Source organism: Bradyrhizobium sp. A11, assembly GCF_042077125.1.
Taxonomy (GTDB): domain Bacteria; phylum Pseudomonadota; class Alphaproteobacteria; order Rhizobiales; family Xanthobacteraceae; genus Bradyrhizobium; species Bradyrhizobium japonicum_B.
In genome coordinates this window covers 4024322-4039180 of sequence record NZ_CP149509.1, presented here as the reverse complement: position 1 = coordinate 4039180, position 14859 = coordinate 4024322, and the positions used below count along the sequence as shown (strand labels likewise).

The 14859-nt window shown below is 64.7% G+C and carries 16 protein-coding genes; 5 read left to right on the top strand and 11 right to left on the bottom strand.

Going from position 1 to position 14859, the window contains the following annotated elements:
• Window positions 1–15 precede the first annotated feature (15 nt).
• The 11 genes from WI560_RS18915 to WI560_RS18865 all read right to left on the bottom strand — a co-directional run bounded on the left by WI560_RS18915 (window position 16) and on the right by WI560_RS18865 (window position 10563).
• Complete coding sequence (locus tag WI560_RS18915) at window positions 16–408, bottom strand: LIC12192 family sporadic carbohydrate cluster protein (RefSeq protein WP_375304368.1); 393 nt, start codon at window positions 406–408, stop codon at window positions 16–18.
• Window positions 401–1207 carry a sporadic carbohydrate cluster 2OG-Fe(II) oxygenase gene (locus tag WI560_RS18910; protein WP_257195852.1) on the bottom strand — a complete coding sequence of 269 codons (807 nt, stop codon included), beginning with the start codon at window positions 1205–1207 and terminating at the stop codon, window positions 401–403. The genes WI560_RS18915 and WI560_RS18910 overlap by 8 nt, the downstream gene beginning before the upstream one ends.
• On the bottom strand, window positions 1204–2322 hold the full coding sequence (locus WI560_RS18905; RefSeq protein ID WP_375304367.1) for a DegT/DnrJ/EryC1/StrS family aminotransferase: 1119 nt from the start codon (window positions 2320–2322) through the stop codon (window positions 1204–1206). Before WI560_RS18905 ends, WI560_RS18910 begins: the two co-directional genes overlap by 4 nt.
• The gene (locus tag WI560_RS18900; protein ID WP_375304366.1) at window positions 2312–3418 is read right to left on the bottom strand and encodes a DegT/DnrJ/EryC1/StrS family aminotransferase; all 1107 of its coding nucleotides are present in this window, start codon (window positions 3416–3418) and stop codon (window positions 2312–2314) included. The genes WI560_RS18905 and WI560_RS18900 overlap by 11 nt, the downstream gene beginning before the upstream one ends.
• A gap of 8 nt (window positions 3419–3426) precedes the next feature.
• The gene (locus WI560_RS18895; protein ID WP_028137043.1) at window positions 3427–4386 is read right to left on the bottom strand and encodes a transketolase family protein; all 960 of its coding nucleotides are present in this window, start codon (window positions 4384–4386) and stop codon (window positions 3427–3429) included.
• Between the two features lie 10 nt (window positions 4387–4396).
• Window positions 4397–5245 (bottom strand): transketolase, encoded by an 849-nt coding sequence (locus WI560_RS18890; RefSeq protein WP_257195848.1) that lies wholly within the window; start codon window positions 5243–5245, stop codon window positions 4397–4399.
• A complete protein-coding gene (locus WI560_RS18885; protein ID WP_375304365.1) occupies window positions 5220–6257 on the bottom strand; it encodes an aminoglycoside phosphotransferase family protein in 1038 nt (345 codons plus the stop codon). The genes WI560_RS18890 and WI560_RS18885 overlap by 26 nt, the downstream gene beginning before the upstream one ends.
• Complete coding sequence (locus WI560_RS18880) at window positions 6254–6865, bottom strand: hypothetical protein (protein ID WP_375304364.1); 612 nt, start codon at window positions 6863–6865, stop codon at window positions 6254–6256. Before WI560_RS18880 ends, WI560_RS18885 begins: the two co-directional genes overlap by 4 nt.
• A gap of 5 nt (window positions 6866–6870) precedes the next feature.
• Window positions 6871–7872: an NAD(P)-dependent oxidoreductase gene (locus WI560_RS18875; RefSeq protein ID WP_257180554.1), complete on the bottom strand. Its 1002-nt coding sequence runs from the start codon at window positions 7870–7872 to the stop codon at window positions 6871–6873.
• A gap of 27 nt (window positions 7873–7899) precedes the next feature.
• Window positions 7900–9465: a PfkB family carbohydrate kinase gene (locus WI560_RS18870; protein ID WP_375304363.1), complete on the bottom strand. Its 1566-nt coding sequence runs from the start codon at window positions 9463–9465 to the stop codon at window positions 7900–7902.
• 81 nt (window positions 9466–9546) lie between these two features.
• A complete protein-coding gene (locus tag WI560_RS18865) occupies window positions 9547–10563 on the bottom strand; it encodes an SDR family oxidoreductase (protein ID WP_375304362.1) in 1017 nt (338 codons plus the stop codon).
• A 165-nt stretch (window positions 10564–10728) separates the two neighbouring features.
• Here WI560_RS18865 and WI560_RS18860 point away from each other — a divergent pair, with 165 nt between their 5' ends.
• The 5 genes from WI560_RS18860 (at window position 10729) to nusG (ending at window position 14784) form a co-directional block, all read left to right on the top strand.
• On the top strand, window positions 10729–11316 hold the full coding sequence (locus tag WI560_RS18860; RefSeq protein WP_257180551.1) for an SIS domain-containing protein: 588 nt from the start codon (window positions 10729–10731) through the stop codon (window positions 11314–11316).
• Window positions 11317–11328: 12 nt separating this feature from the next.
• A complete protein-coding gene (locus tag WI560_RS18855) occupies window positions 11329–12348 on the top strand; it encodes a lysylphosphatidylglycerol synthase transmembrane domain-containing protein (protein ID WP_375304361.1) in 1020 nt (339 codons plus the stop codon).
• Window positions 12349–12433: 85 nt separating this feature from the next.
• A complete protein-coding gene (locus WI560_RS18850; RefSeq protein WP_141934308.1) occupies window positions 12434–13702 on the top strand; it encodes a class I SAM-dependent methyltransferase in 1269 nt (422 codons plus the stop codon).
• A 336-nt stretch (window positions 13703–14038) separates the two neighbouring features.
• Window positions 14039–14230, top strand: a complete 192-nt coding sequence (gene secE, locus WI560_RS18845) for a preprotein translocase subunit SecE (RefSeq protein ID WP_028137033.1) — start codon at window positions 14039–14041, stop codon at window positions 14228–14230.
• Entirely contained in the window at window positions 14230–14784 is a 555-nt protein-coding gene (nusG, locus tag WI560_RS18840; protein ID WP_007602985.1) for a transcription termination/antitermination protein NusG, read from the top strand. The genes secE and nusG overlap by 1 nt, the downstream gene beginning before the upstream one ends.
• Window positions 14785–14859: the final 75 nt, after the last annotated feature.

Below are 14859 nucleotides of genomic sequence, written 5' to 3'. Positions count from 1 at the left end.
CGGTCCGCGGCATCGTCACAGGATGGTCGCGTATTTGTTGACCAGCAGGATGTCCTCGACGGCCTGGATGTCCCTCTGCGACGACAGCGTGATCTCCTCGACGGCTGCGTGGAGGTCACAGCCTTCGCGCAGCACACGGTCGTAGATTTCCCGCCGGCGAGCCTCGTCGGGCGGCAGCATGAAGATGCTGTAGAGAATCATGCCGCGCAGCTGCGGCAGCTCGTCGAGAATGTCCTCGAGCACCATGTAGCTGCCGGGCATGATGTGCTCGACGGCGCTGAGCAGGAATTGCAGGTTCTTCCGCCGCGCATAGTCGCGGATCACGATGTTCTGGACGTGCTGCGGGGTGCGGCTGCCGTTCAACGGCCGGGCGCCGATATAGCCGCGATGGCCGGCTCGCTCAGCCATGGAAGCCTCCCGGCAGCTTGTATTGCATGCCGACCCGGGTCGCCGGGCGCAGCAGGATCGGCTCGAAGAACTCGCCGAAGCGCTTGTCGGCGTAGGGCGACATGATGCTCTTGAAGCGGCAGTTCATGCTCCACCGCGTGCCGGGCTCTTCGTTGACGCGGTTGCCGTGCATCAGGGTCTGGTTGAACAGCATCACGTGACCGTAGGGAATCTCGATGAAAGTCGCGTGCGGCTTGATCGTCTTGTAAAGTTCCTCGGCGCTGCGCAGGCTTGCCATCCGATCCTGCATCTCGCCGTTCAGCGACGGCGGCAGCAGATACATCGCTTTGGTGCGGTGAACGTCGACCAGTGGCACCCACACCACGACCTCGAACGGCGAGTCGCCCGACCAGACGTCGGAATGGGTGGCGAGCAGCGAGGAGCTGTCCCCTGGCATCTGGATGCTGAGATTGACGCGGCGCTGCATGCAAAGCTCGTTGCCGACGATGGTCTCGATCGTCGAGCGCGCCAGGCGGAAATAGGTCGGCCGGAACCACGGCTCGGCATTGAGGCCGTTGAAGACGTGCAGCCGCAGCCCGTTGAGATCGTCCACGCTGACCCGCGTATGGATGCCGTCGAGCATCGCATAGGGATCGTTGCTGTGCGGCAGCTTCAGATAGTCCGCCGCAAGCTCCGCAGCGCGCCGCTGGATGCGGTCGAGCCCGGCGCGATCGTCGGCCGGCGTGGTGACGAAGCCGTCGTCGATGAAGCGCTGCGCCAGCGCCTGCTCGTCGGCCTGAAGGAAGTCCGTATCCGTCATGCAAAGTACTCCCGGGCGGTCGCGCAGATATAGCTGATATCGGCGGCCGACAGGAACTGGTTGATGGGAAGCGTGAGGATCTGGTCCGCCTGCCGCTCGGTCACCGGGAACGCGCCGCGGCCGTGACCCAGATGCGCCGCCGCCGGCTGCAGGTGGATCGGGATCGGATAGTGGATGGCGGTCTCGATGCCCTTGTCGGCCAGAAATTTCTGGAAGTCGTTGCGGCGGTCGGTCTGCACCACGAAGGTGTGGAAGGTGTTGAACTCGATGTTGCGGCAGGGCGGAATGAACAGAGGCAGGCCTTCGAGCTCGGCGCGGTATTGCGCGGCGTTGCGCCGCCGGCGCTCGATCACCGAGGGCAGGTGACGCAGGCGCACGCGCAGCACCTCGGCCTGCACCGTGTCGAGCCGTGAGACGATACCCCATTCCTGGACGTCGCTGCGATTGATCAGGCCGTGATTGCGCAGCCGGCGGATTCTGGCCGCGAGATCAGCGTCGGCGGTGACGAGGAAACCGGCATCGCCGGCCGCGTTGAGATTCTTCAAGGGATGGGCGGAGAAGCAGCCGAACGTGCCGATGGTGCCGCTCATCCGGCCGTCATAGGTCGAGCCGACCGCCTGGGCGCTGTCCTCGATCACCGCGAGCGCGTGCTTGTCCGCGATCGCCATCAGCGGCGTCATGTCGGCCATGCGCCCGGTCAGATGCACCGGCATGATCGCCTTGGTGCGCGCCGTGACCGCGGCCTCGACCGCGGCCGGATCGATGTTCTGGTCCGGCAGCACGTCCGCAAACACCGGCGTGGCGCCGACCGCGATGATCGCGGCGGTCGAGGCCACGAACGAATTCGGGGGCGTGATGACCTCGTCGCCGGGGCCGATGTCGAGCGCCCGCAAGGCGAGGATCAGCGCGTCGGTGCCGGAATTCAGCGTCACCACATGCGGCGAGCCGAGATAGGCCGACAATTCCTCCTCGAGCTTGCCGACCGCCGCGCCGCCGATGAAGTCGCCGCGCTGGAATACACCTTCCACCGCCTGCATGATCTCGGCGCGCTCTTCCTCGAATTGCGCGGGAAGATTGACGTAACCGATGCGCCGGCGGCCGGTGTCAGCGTCCATGGCAGAACTTCCTGACGGTCTCGATGACGCGGTCCTGCTGGGCGCGCGTCAGATGCTGGTCGACGGGGAAGCTGATGACCTCCTTGGCATGGCGGTCGGTGACCGGGAAGGTGCCGGGCGCGTAGCCGAGATGCTTCAGGCCTTCCTGCTGATACAGCGGGATCGGATAGTGGATCTTGGCCTCGATGCCGTTGTCCAGGCAGTACTTGTAAAGCTCGTCGCGGCGTTCGGCGAACACCATGTAGAGATGGTAGACGTGCTTCACGTTGGGCCGGCGCGGCGGGACGCGCAGGCCAGGCAGGCCGGCAAGGCCCGCGTCGTAATAGGCGGCATTCTCGATCCGGCGCCGCGTGATCTCGCTGGTCTGACCGATCAGCCAGTTGCCGACGACCGCCTGGAGGGAATCGAGCCGCGAATTGCAGCCGAGGATCGCGATCTCGTCGCGGTTCTTCATGCCGTGGTTGCGGATCAGGCGGAGCTTCTCGTTCATGCCGTCGTCATTGGTGACGACGACGCCGGCATCGCCCCAGACGTTGAGGTTCTTGAGCGGATGCAGCGAGAAGCCGGCCGCGACGCCGTGGGTGCCGGAGCGCTTGCCCGCAAACTCCGACAGGATGCCCTGGCAGGCGTCCTCGACCACGGGCAGGTTGCGACGCTTGGCGATCGCCATCAGCTTGCCCATATCGGTGACCTCGCCGGTCAACTGCACCGGCATGATCGCCTTGGTCTTCTCGGTGATCGCGGCCTCGACATGGTCGACGTTCATGCAGAAGGAATCGTCGCAATCGACCAGCACCGGCCTCGCGCCGGTTTCCGCGATCGCACCGACGGTGGCGATGAAGGTGTTGGCGGCGGTGATGACCTCGTCGCCATGACCGATGCCGAGCGCCTTGAGCGGCAGCTTGAGCGCGTCAGTCCCCGATCCGACGCCGATGGCGTGGCGCACGCCGATCAGCTCGGCAAAGCGCTTCTCGAATTCGGCAACGGGCTTGCCAAGGGTGAAGTCACCGGTCGCAACCAGCCGGCCGATCTCGGCCAGGATCGGAGCGGGGTCGGAGAATTGCTCGAGCAGATAGGAATATCGAACGTCGTACATGTGACCCGTCAGGTGGAATGAAGTTGAGGAGCGGAGCTGCGCGACGCCGCGAGCGCGTGCTCGATCGACGTCGCGATGGCGTTGGCGGACAGTCCGTGCTTCTTCAGCAGCGAATCCTGCGAGCCGTAATTGTGCATGAAGCGGTCCGGCAGCGAGAGCCGGAGCATGGCGGGAAAGCCGGAGCCGAGCCTGTCGATCAGCGTTTCGGCGACGGCGCTGCCGAGGCCGCCGGAGGGCACGTGCTCCTCCAGCGTCGCCACGAGCTTGGTGCCGCGCACCGCCTGGAGCAGCGCCTCGGCGTCGAGCGGCTTCACCGTATGCATGTGCAGGATGCCGGCGCGAATGCCCTGTGCGGCGAGCTGGTCGGCGGCGGCGATGGCGCGCTGGAGCATGATGCCGGTGGTCACCATGAGCACGTCGCCCGGCGGCCGCATCAGGATGGCCTTGCCGATCTCGAAGCCGTGCTCGGCCTTCGAGACGATGGCGTCGCCGCCCTTGCCCAGCCGGATGTAGATCGGCCCGGTCCAGTCGAGCGTCTTGTCCATCATGCGCGCGGCCTCGTCGGCGTCGCACGGGCAGATCACCGTCATGTTCGGCAGCGCCCGCATGATGGCGATGTCTTCGATCGCCTGGTGGGTGGGGCCGAGCGGCGCGTAGACGAGACCGCCGCCATTGGCGATCAGCCGTACCGGGAGGTTGTGCAGGCAGAGATCGACGGCGACCTGCTCGTAGCAGCGGCGGGTGAGGAATGTCGCGATGGTGTTGACGTAGGGCACGAAGCCCTCCATCGCGAGGCCGGCCGACATGCCGATGATGTGCGCCTCCGAAATGCCCTCGATCAGATGGCGCTTGGGAAACTCCTTGCTCATCGCGCGTAGCGTGCCGGCGCCGGGATCGGAGCCGATGTAGAGCACACGCTCGTCGCGCGCGGCGAGCTTGTGGACCATGTTCATCGCGGTGTTGCGCATGGGGAGCCGATCAAAAATCGCCGACGGCGACGCGAATGGCGTCGAGCTCGCTGTCGGTCAGCTTGTTCTTGTGATGCCAATCGGCGTTGGATTCCGCAGCCGGCAGACCCTTGCCCTTGACGGTATGGCAGATGATCGCGGTGGGTTTGCCCGGAACGGCCGGGACCTGCTTCAGGACGGTGCGCAGCGCGCCGATGTCGTGGCCGTTGAGCTCCTGCACGGCAAAGCCGAAGCTGCGCCATTTGTCCGCGAGCGGCTCCAGCGGCAGGACGTAATCGGTCGGTCCGTAGCTCTGGAGCTTGTTGTAGTCGATCATGGCGACCAGGTTGTCGAGCCCGTGCTTGGCCGCGCCCATGGCGGCCTCCCACACCGATCCCTCGTTGATCTCGCCGTCGCCGAGCAGGACGAAGGTCCGGTAGCTGCGCTCGCGCATGCGGGCGGCGAGCGCAAGGCCGACGCCGATCGACAGGCCGTGTCCGAGCGCGCCGGTCGAGGCCTCGACCCCCGGCACCATGCCGTATTCGGGATGTCCGCCCAGGATACTGTCGGAGCCGCAGAAGCCCTCGAGCTCCGACAACGGGAAGAAGCCGCGATCGGCGAGCAGCGCATAGAGCGCGAGACAACCGTGGCCCTTGCTCAGGATGGCACGATCGCGATTGGGATCGCGCGGATTTTGCGGGTCGATCCGCAGCACGTCGTCGTAGAGCACGCGGACCATCTCGATCAGCGACAGGGCCGGGCCGACATGGCCGCGTCCCGCGGAGCGGACAGAACCGAGGACCAAGCGGCGCAAGTAAAGGCTGCGCTCGTCCAGCGTGCAGGTGAGGGCGGCTTCAGCGTGGGGTGAGATCTGGATCACGTTGGCAAATCGTTTGATGAAGCCGGCGGGCTTTGTCGAGCTGGCCGGCAAGGCGGACCGTCAGATCGCCACCTTGCGCAGCCAGAGCGCGCCGGGAGCGGCTTTCGGGCAAATAGGCATTCAGGACAATCAGGCACCAAATCGCCCCGAACACAGGATACAGCACGTCACGGCGGATCGCAAACGCGTCATCCCCGGCTTCGAAAGCGCGCGAGAGCCTCTCGATCAATCGGTTCGCGCTGGCCGCGGGCAGATCGCTACCTGGGTGAATTGCGGTGTCGGACACGAGCTTGACCGGATCGTCCCACCCGAAATATTCGAAGTCGATGAAGCGCAGCCTGCCGTCCTCGGCGCGCAGCGCGTTGTGCAGCCCGAAGTCCGAGGGGCTCAATGCGCGATGAGCGGGCGGAAGGTCCGCTGCGGGATCCCGGCCGAGTTCCGCATAACGTCGATGGAGGCGTCGAACGGCGGCGGCGGTGCTGGGAACCAGGCTGCCGTCGATGAACGCACGCAGATCCGGATCATCGTCCGCGGCCCGCCTCAGTCCGTCGAGGCGCTGCTCGTACTGGGCGATGGCTTGCTCGGGCGAGAAGATGCTGGCCGAGGCGTTCCGCAGGGTCTGCGCCCCCTCGGCGTCGCGCAATTTCTGCAATTCGATCAGGAAATCGGCCAGCTGGTCGGCATCGTTCTCCTGGGGACGCAGCACCGCCGCATCACCGTCGAACCATTGATACAGCGCGCAGAATGCATCTGCGTCCTTTGCGATGGGCCTCGGCGTCGACGAGATGCCGTGGCGCGACAGAAATGTGAGCGCGTCGTATTCCTGTCCCAGGCGATCGCGCCCGTCGGACGGATAATGCTTGAGGGCGAGGGGCGGTCCCTTCGCCATCTCCAGCCGAAACACCCGGTTGTTGCCGCCGGACCGCGCCGGTTGAGCGGCCACGACCTGCGCGCCGGCCAGGCGGCTGCCGATCGAAATTACATCCAGCGCGTTCAGGTCCGGCTCGCTCATGGCGCGAACACCCCGCGGCTGATATCCGCCCAGCTCGTGATCGGCTCGCAATGGGCGGGATGAGGCGGCCGCGACTGCGTGAACAGGATCGATCGCGTCGCCTTCGGAAAATGCGGCTGCTCGAAGACGTCGACGAGATCGTCGATGAAGATATCGAGCTTCAGGCTCGCGAGCCGCTCGACCTTGGCCGCCAGCGTGTCCTCGAAATAGACATTGCCCGACGCCAGCGCCGCATCGGCGGCGTCGACGAGGCCTGCGGCTTTCAACCAGCCGCGCGCGGCCTCGCGCAAGTCGACGCGGTCGGGGTCCTGATGGCCGAACTGCGTCTTGTGGCTGACGATGTAGACGCTGGCGCCGGCCTTGCGACAGGTTGCGAGGAACTCGCGGACCCCAGGATAGATCTCGGCGCCGCTAATGCCCTTGCCGTAGACGAAGCCCTGCAGCCCCTGCCAGGCCAGCTCGCCGCCGGCACGGGACCGCAACAGGTCCCGGACCTCGCTCTTCAGCCCCTCCCAGCCCTCCGGCACCAGCCCACGCTGACGCGCGACGGCGGCAAAGACCTTGTCGTAGCAGATGATCGTGTTGTCGAAATCGATGCCGATCCGCACGCCGCTCACTTCAGGCTGATGTTCTGCATCATCTTGATGTTGAAATACCGGGGATCGTTGAGCGAGTTCGGCAGGCGGCCGGCCTTGAAGGCGTCCACGAGGCCGGACACGGCCTGCTCGATCGTGTGGGTCGGCGCAAATCCGAGCTCGCGGCGGATCTTCTCCGAGGACACGTGGTAGGAGCGCAGATCGTCGGTCGGCTCGACGGCGACGTCGACGTTGTCTCCGACCACCGACTTGACGATGTCGGCGATCTTCATCAGCGAGTGGTTCTCATAGCCGATGTTGTAGGTCTTGCCGTCGATCTTCGCGTCGTCCTGCTGCAGCAGGAACAGATAGGCCGCCGACATGTCCTGGATGTGCAGGTTGGGCCGCTTCTGCGTTCCGCCGAACACGCGGATGCGGCCGGTGTTGACCGCGAGGTTGGTCAGGATGTTGACGACGACGTCGAGCCGCTGCCGCGGAGCGTAGCCGCAGACGGTGGCGGGACGAACCGTGCAGGTGACGAAGCCGGGCGCCGCCTCTTCGGCGAGGTCGGTCTCGCACATCGCCTTGAACTTGGAGTAGTCGGTGAGCGGCTCGCAGGACAATTCCTCGGTCACCTCGGCCTCGTCCTTGATGCCGTAGACGCTCGACGAGGAGGCGTAGATGAAGCGCTTGATGCCGGCCTTCTTCGCCGCGCGCACCATCGGCCGGAAGCAGTCGTAGTTGATGGATTTGCCGAGTGCCGGGTCCAGCTCGAACGAGGGATCGTTGGAGATGCAGGCGAGGTGGATCACCGCGTCGTTGCCGCGCAGGGCCTCGTTGACCGCGGCCTCATCGCGGATGTCGCCCTTGATCAGGCGCAGGTTCGGATTGTCGCGAACGGCGTTGAAGACGTCGTCACCGTACATGAAGAGGTCGAGCACCGTGACCTTGTGGCCGGCCGCCAGCAACTGGGGAACCAGCACGCTGCCGACATAGCCGGCGCCACCGGTGACCATCACATTCCATTTCCGATCAATCACTGTCGTTCTCCAGATTTTCCGTTCGCGCTACTTCAACAACGCGGTGACGAACTTGACCAGCGGTGCCTTTTCGACCGAGTTGCGGTGACCGACGATGCCGACCTTGATCGCGCCCGCCGCATTGCCGATGAAGGCGACGTCCTCGATGTTGCCGCCGGCCGCCACCAGCGGAGCCGTGATCGTCAGGAAGGCATCGCCTGCGCCGACCGTGTCGACCACGGTCTTGGTGAAGGCGGGCACGCGCGCGACGCCGGTCTTCGACGAGAACGGGTAGCAGCCGAAGGAGCCGTGCGTGATGATCATGTTGTCGCAATCGATCTTGCGATGCAGGCCGTCCTCGATCACCGATGCGATGTCGCTGAACTTGTCGGTGGCGGCCAGCCGCGCTTCCGGCGCGTCGATGCAGATGTAGTCGGCCCGCGGATATTTCGTGATCAGGTTGTAGCCGTGGTTGCCGCTGTTGCTCTGGGCGTTGACCGCCAGGAACTTGGAGTTCGCGATCAACGCCTCGATCGTGCTGGACGCGATCATGCCGTGACCGAAATCGGTGACGATGACGACGTCCGCGGCGCGCACGCGCTCGGTGGTGACGCGGTCGATCTCCTTGCGCGTGGTCTCGTCGAGCGGCGTGTCGTCCATCGTATAGACTTCGAACAGCTTGTGCAGATAGCCCATCTCGACGTAGCGCAATTTGCGGGTCGTCGGACGGCCCTGAATGCGGATCGGCGTCAGCGTGACGTTCGGGCGGACATGCGCGCGAATGAACTCTTCAGGGTAGTCGTTGCCGCCCAGCGTCGTGACGATCTCGACCGACTTGCAGAAGCTCGCGACGTGGTTGGCCGCGGCGATGACGCCGCCGGCAAATTGCTCGCCGTTCTTGAGCAGGGTGGCGACGATGTTCTCCTTCGAAGCCTTCCCGAGCGCCGTGACGTATTGGTATTCGTCGATGATGGTATCGCCGACCAGCACGACGTGCATGTCCTGGATCTTGTCGATCAGCTTCAGCAGCCGCTCGGCGCCGCCGCCTTCGCGCACCTTCTGCAGGTAGTCGCGCAAAGGTGGATCGTAGATGTCGAAGTAGCGGTTCAACAGCGACGACGAGCTGAAGGTCACGTCGCGCGTGAAGACGATTCGCCCGCCATGACGTTCGACGGCCTCGCGCTCGATGGCGATCTTGCCGGTGACGTCGTCCTCGGGATTCTCGTAGTCCGAGCCCTTCACGTAGATGTCGGGGCGCACGGTATCGAGCACCGGCTCGGCGCTGGAGGTCTGGTTGATGCCGACCCAGTCGACCGTGCCGAGCGCGGCCAGCATCTCCGCGCGCATATTCTCCGGGAAGATCGGCCGTCCCGGGCCCTTGTTGACGAAACGGTCGGCGGTGATGGTTACGATGACGACGTCGGCCTCGTTGCGCGCCGCCAGGATGTGCCGGACGTGGCCGAGATGCACCAGATCGAACACGCCGTGGCAGAGCGCGACGGTCAGGCCCTTTGCCTGCGCGGCACGCGCCATCTCGCCGAGCTCCTCGATCGTCCTGATCTTGTCATGCGGTGCCGGATGGACGGCCGGCTTGTCTGTCGGAGGATTAGCCATATGAATTATCCAAAGCGCCGGTAGGTCTCAGATGGCCGCCCGGATATGATCGAATGGCGGCAACGATATCCGCGCACCTGTTCAAGAGCTTGCCTTCTGGGCTGAGCCGCCTTCGTCACCGAGATATTTGAACCAGTCCTTGGTGGCGTCGGCGATCTTGTCGACCGTCCACAGCGGCGCGTCCTTGTACTGATCCATCGATTTCAGCATCGTCGCAACGCCGTCCTCGAATTTCACCTTCGGCGTCCAGTTCAAGACCCGTTTGATCTTGGTAATGTCGGCGTAGGTGCAATCGGGCTCGCCTGGACGTTTGGGGATGTGGACCTTCTCGCCGCCGAGAAGCTCGACCAGCCGGTTGACGCTGTAGGTGTTGTCCGAGCCGACGTTGAATATCTCGTGCGAGATATCGGAGCGCGCGGCGGTCACAAAGGCGTCTGCGACGTCGCTGACGAAAGTGAAGTCGCGCGTCTGCTCACCGTCGCCGACCACCGTGAAGGGCTTGCCGGCGAGCTTCTGCGCCATGAAGACGCCGAACACGGCACCATAGGTGCCGGTGGTGCGATGGCGCGGCCCGTACACGTTGAAGAGGCGGAGCGCGACCGCGGGCAGCTTGTAGACCTGGCACCAATGCATGACGCACTGCTCGCCGAGATTCTTGGTAAGCGCGTAGGGGTACATCGGCCGGATCTCGGCGCTCTCCGGCGTCGGGTAGGCGTCGGGAATGCCGTAGCAGGACGACGATGCGGCATAGACGAAGCGGCGGACGCCGGCGTGCCGCGCCGCCTCGAGAACGTTGACCGTGCCGTCGACATTGGCGCGATGATACGGGATCGGGGACTCGATCGAGGGAACGATGTCGGCCAGCGCCGCGAGGTGGAAGACCCAGTCGATACCGTGGAAATACGGCCTGATCGAGTCGAGGTCGGTGACGTCCGCCCGCACCACCTTCAACCGGCTCGAACCGGCGCGCGAGGCCAGGTTTTCCGGGCGACCGATGACGAAATTGTCGAGCGCGACGACCTCGTGGCCATCGTCGAGGAGGCGATCGACGAGGTGACTTCCGATGAAACCTGCGCCACCAGTGACAATGCATTTCATGGGGAACATCCGTGACGCGAATGCCCAGCGAAACAGGCCGGCCAATGTTGAGTGAAACCCGAAAGCCGACTATCAGCCGCTCGCCGACTTTGCAAGCATTATACCTTTGCAATCCCTGGTGATAGCCGGTATCAGGGCATCATGTTGCAGTCGAGCCGCCAGCCCATGCCTGTCGAGTCCGTCGATCCCGATCACAAGGCTTTCCTCGTCGATTATGTCGGGCGCCTGCATCGCGCGACGGCTGTCGACGACGGCGTTTTTGCCAGCATCTCCGCCACCCGCGCCGTCTGGTTGCGCACGCGCGAGCAGGGCGGCCGCGTCATCTTCATCGGCAACGGCGGTTCGGCGGGCATCGCCTCGCATCTGGCGATCGATCTGGCGAAGAACGCAGCGGTGCCTGCGCTCTGCTTCAGCGACGCCAGCATGATGTCGTGCCTCGCCAACGATTACGGCTTCGAGGATTGGATCGCGCACGCCGTGCGATTGAGCGCGCGTGCCGGCGACTGCCTCGTCGCGATCAGCTCGTCCGGGCGCTCGAAGAACATCCTCAACGCGGTTGCGCAGGCGCGGACGATGAAGCTCGACGTGATCACGCTGTCGGGAATGAATGCGGACAATCCCCTGCGCAATCTCGGTGACATCAATTTCTTTGTCGACAGCCGCAGCTACAACATTGTCGAGACGACGCACCAGTTCTGGATGATGGCCGCGATCGACCTTGTCATCGGTCGCGCGGAATATCCGGCATCCTGAGGCGGGCACCCGATGCAGTCGCGGTTCAAGCAGGCGGCCCTGTTTTCGGTAAAGCTGCTGCTGTCGATCGCGGTGCTGGTCTACATCGCGCGCGGTCTCGACCTGCAACAATTGCGCAGCCATCTTGTCTCGGTCGATCCTTTCCTGTTCGTTCTCGCGCTGACGCTGATTTTCTTCCAGACCTTCGTGCTCAATGGCCGGTGGGAGCTGATCATGCGTGCGCTCGGCGTCTCGCTGGACTGGCTCGCGGGCTGGCGCATTCTGATGATCAGCCTCTGGTTCAATCAGGTGTTGCCGTCGTCGGTCGGCGGGGACGCGGTGCGGATCTGGCTGCTGCGCCAGCGCGGCGTGCAGTGGCCGGAGGCGGTCAAGGGCGTCGCGGCTGATCGTTTCACGGCCCTGATCGGACTGATCGTGCTGATGGTCGCCGGATTGCCGTTCCTCACGTCACGCGTGTCCAATCCGGCCGCGATCCTCGCCATCGGCGGGCTGACGCTGGCGGGCGTCGCCGGCACTGCTATCCTGTTGACGCTCGACCGTCTGCCCAAGCGCCTCGTTGCGCATCCGGCGATCGCAAGCTTCGTCCGGTTCGGAGCATTGGTCAGGTTCCTCCTCCTGCAATCGAAGAATCGCGCTTTGCTGTTCGGATCGGCGCTCCTCATCCATCTCGTGACCGCGGCGGCCTGCTACACCTTGGCGCGCGGTGTCGGCGCCCAGCTCTCGGTGACGGACGCCGGGGTCCTGATTCCGCCGGTGGTGCTGTTGACCGCGGTCCCGATCTCGATCAGCGGCTGGGGCGTTCGGGAGGGGGCGATGGTCGCCTGCCTCGGTCTGGCGGGCGTCCCTTCCGAGCAAGCGCTGTCGGTTTCGCTTCTGCTGGGCGCCATCAGCGTGATCATCGGGCTTGTCGGAGGTGTGATCTGGCTGGCAAGTCCGGAGCGCGGATCGTATTCCGCGGACAACGCCGCCAAGGCGGCGGCGGAGGCCCCCAGCTACGACGGGCTGGGCAGGGAAGTCTCGAGCCAGCCATGACCCACTTGAGACCATTGCTGCCGATGTGGTTTTCACGGGGTGGGATTGCCTCACCCGATCGCTTGTCTCAATTTTCGGTTCCACGATGAAAAATCTGTTCTACGTCCGCCAAACCTGCCGCCTCTGCCATTCGGACAAGCAGGAGCTGGTCGTCCCGATGGCCGGCATGCCGATCGGCACACCGAACTTCCAGGTCCCCGACGCCAGCGTCGACGATCCCGTGTTCCGCGCCGCGGTACCGATGGCACTGCATCTGTGCAGGGATTGCGGCCATCTGCAGATTCTCCATGTCGGCAATCCGGAGATCCAATACCGCAACTACGTCTACACCACCTCGCTCTCGCTCGGCCTGCGGGAGCACTTCGCGGGCTATGCCAACGACGTCGTCAGCCGCTTCGCCATCGCGCCGGGCTCGCTGGTCGTCGAGCTCGGCAGCAACGACGGATCGCTGCTCGGCTTCTTCAAGGAGCGCGGGATGCGCGTGCTCGGCGTCGATCCCGCCGTCGAGATCGCGCGGCGCGCGACGGAGGCGGGGATCGAGACCATCGGCGATTTCTTCACCGATGCGATCGGGCGTCGCATCCTGCAGAGCCACGGTGCGGCGAGCGTCGTGATCGCCAACAACATGATCGCCAATGTCGACAATCTCGATCCTCTGGTGATCGGCGTTCGCGACGTGCTCGCGCCGGACGGATTGTTTGTCTTCGAAACCCAATACGGCGTCGACGTCACCGAGAAGAACCTGCTCGACACCGTCTATCACGAGCACCTGTCGTATTTTAACATCAAGCCGCTGATCCGTTTCTTTGCCCGGCTCGGCATGGAGCTGATCGACGTCCAGCACATCTGGACCAAGGGCGGCTCGATCCGCGTGACCGTGCAGCGCGCCGGGGGCGCCAAGAAGCCGTCTGCGGAGGTCGCGCGCTTCGTTGCCGAGGAAGAGCGGCTCGGTGTCGATCAGCCGGCCTATTATGCGCCCTACGTGAAACGGATCGCCGCCATCCGCGACGAGCTGGTCGCGATGGCCGACGCCGCCCATGCGCGCGGTCAGCTCGTCGCCGGCTACGGCGTCTCGGTCGGCACCACGACCCTGCTGCCGCAGTTCGGCCTGGAGAACAAGATCGACTTCCTGGTCGACGACGACCCCAAGAAGGGGAACGTGATGGCCGGCCCGGGTTACGACATCCCGATCCTGCCGCCTGCCGCCCTTTACGAGCGCAAGCCGGCGTTCGTGGTCGTCTTCGCCTGGCGCTATGTCGACCCGATCCGGGCCAAGCACGCCCGCTATTTCGCCGAAGGCGGAAAGTTCGTGGTGCCGCTGCCGGGCGTTTCGATGGTCGACCGGGCCGACTGATACGCTGCGGAAGCCCGCGGTCTCGCCGTGCCGGGGCTGGGCGGATAGGTGGGGGCGGACAAGCCTTTGATCCGGCTTGGCTCTGCTCTCCCGCCTGGGGCGATCGGCTCGCCCGGGCAGCGGTCTCTATACCTTGACCTTTGGGCCTATCCGCAGTAGATACCCCGCACTCGCAGCCGGCCCGTTAGACGCGGATCTCCGGCGCGGCTTTGAAATCCCCGAACAATCGAGCCCGGTTTCCGGCTCATCCTTCGAGACAGAGGGCTGGGCCAACGGCGGCTGTTCGGATCCCTGAAATTCATTCGCGTCTGTCGACGGACGTTGGACATCAAAACGATGGCAGTCAGCCCGTTCAAGTTCTTGCAGGAAGTGCGCTCGGAGACCGCCAAGGTCACCTGGCCGACCCGCCGCGAGACCACCATCACCACCATCATGGTGTTCGTCATGGTCGCCGTGGCCTCGATCTTCTTCTTCGCCGCCGACCAGGTCATCCGCGTTCTCATCACCTTCCTTCTGGGCATTCAATGATGGCAACAGCAACCGCTCAACTGTCCGACAAGCGCTGGTACATCGTCCACGCCTATTCGAACTTCGAGAAGAAGGTCGCCGAATCGATCCGCGAGCAGGCCAAGCAGCGCGGGCTCGAGGAGCTGTTCGAGCTGGTGCTGGTGCCGACCGAGAAGGTCACGGAAGTGCGCCGCGGCCGCAAGATCGACGCCGAGCGCAAGTTCTTCCCCGGCTATGTGCTGGTGAAGATGAAGCTGACCGACGAAGCGTTTCATCTGATCAAGAACACGCCGAAGGTCACCGGCTTCCTCGGTGCGGAAAACAAGCCGATGCCGATCTCGGAGGCCGAAGCCATGCGCATCCTGCACCAGGTGCAGGAGGGCGTGGAGCGGCCCAAGGCGTCGGTGTCGTTCGAGATCGGCGAGAATGTGCGCGTGGCCGATGGCCCGTTCGCCTCGTTCTCGGGCGTCGTCGAGGAAATCGACGAGGCGCGCTCGCGCGTGAAGGTCGCGGTGTCGATCTTCGGTCGCGCAACGCCGGTCGAACTGGAATTCGGTCAGGTCGAGAAGGTCTGACCGGGTATTGCGCGAGACTTCGGTCTTGCGCAGCAAGAGGCGTGGGAGGACGAGGGCGGTTGCCAGCCGCCGTTG

Coding starts and splice junctions, on each gene's coding strand:
- WI560_RS18865 (WP_375304362.1), bottom strand. CDS start 10,563: ATGAAATGCATTGTCACTGGTGGCGCAGGTTTCATCGGAAGTCACCTC.
- WI560_RS18915 (WP_375304368.1), bottom strand. CDS start 408: ATGGCTGAGCGAGCCGGCCATCGCGGCTATATCGGCGCCCGGCCGTTG.
- WI560_RS18900 (WP_375304366.1), bottom strand. CDS start 3,418: ATGTACGACGTTCGATATTCCTATCTGCTCGAGCAATTCTCCGACCCC.
- nusG (WP_007602985.1), top strand. CDS start 14,230: ATGGCAACAGCAACCGCTCAACTGTCCGACAAGCGCTGGTACATCGTC.
- WI560_RS18895 (WP_028137043.1), bottom strand. CDS start 4,386: ATGCGCAACACCGCGATGAACATGGTCCACAAGCTCGCCGCGCGCGAC.
- WI560_RS18910 (WP_257195852.1), bottom strand. CDS start 1,207: ATGACGGATACGGACTTCCTTCAGGCCGACGAGCAGGCGCTGGCGCAG.
- WI560_RS18885 (WP_375304365.1), bottom strand. CDS start 6,257: ATGAGCGAGCCGGACCTGAACGCGCTGGATGTAATTTCGATCGGCAGC.
- WI560_RS18905 (WP_375304367.1), bottom strand. CDS start 2,322: ATGGACGCTGACACCGGCCGCCGGCGCATCGGTTACGTCAATCTTCCC.
- WI560_RS18855 (WP_375304361.1), top strand. CDS start 11,329: ATGCAGTCGCGGTTCAAGCAGGCGGCCCTGTTTTCGGTAAAGCTGCTG.
- WI560_RS18850 (WP_141934308.1), top strand. CDS start 12,434: ATGAAAAATCTGTTCTACGTCCGCCAAACCTGCCGCCTCTGCCATTCG.
- WI560_RS18870 (WP_375304363.1), bottom strand. CDS start 9,465: ATGGCTAATCCTCCGACAGACAAGCCGGCCGTCCATCCGGCACCGCAT.
- WI560_RS18860 (WP_257180551.1), top strand. CDS start 10,729: ATGCCTGTCGAGTCCGTCGATCCCGATCACAAGGCTTTCCTCGTCGAT.
- secE (WP_028137033.1), top strand. CDS start 14,039: ATGGCAGTCAGCCCGTTCAAGTTCTTGCAGGAAGTGCGCTCGGAGACC.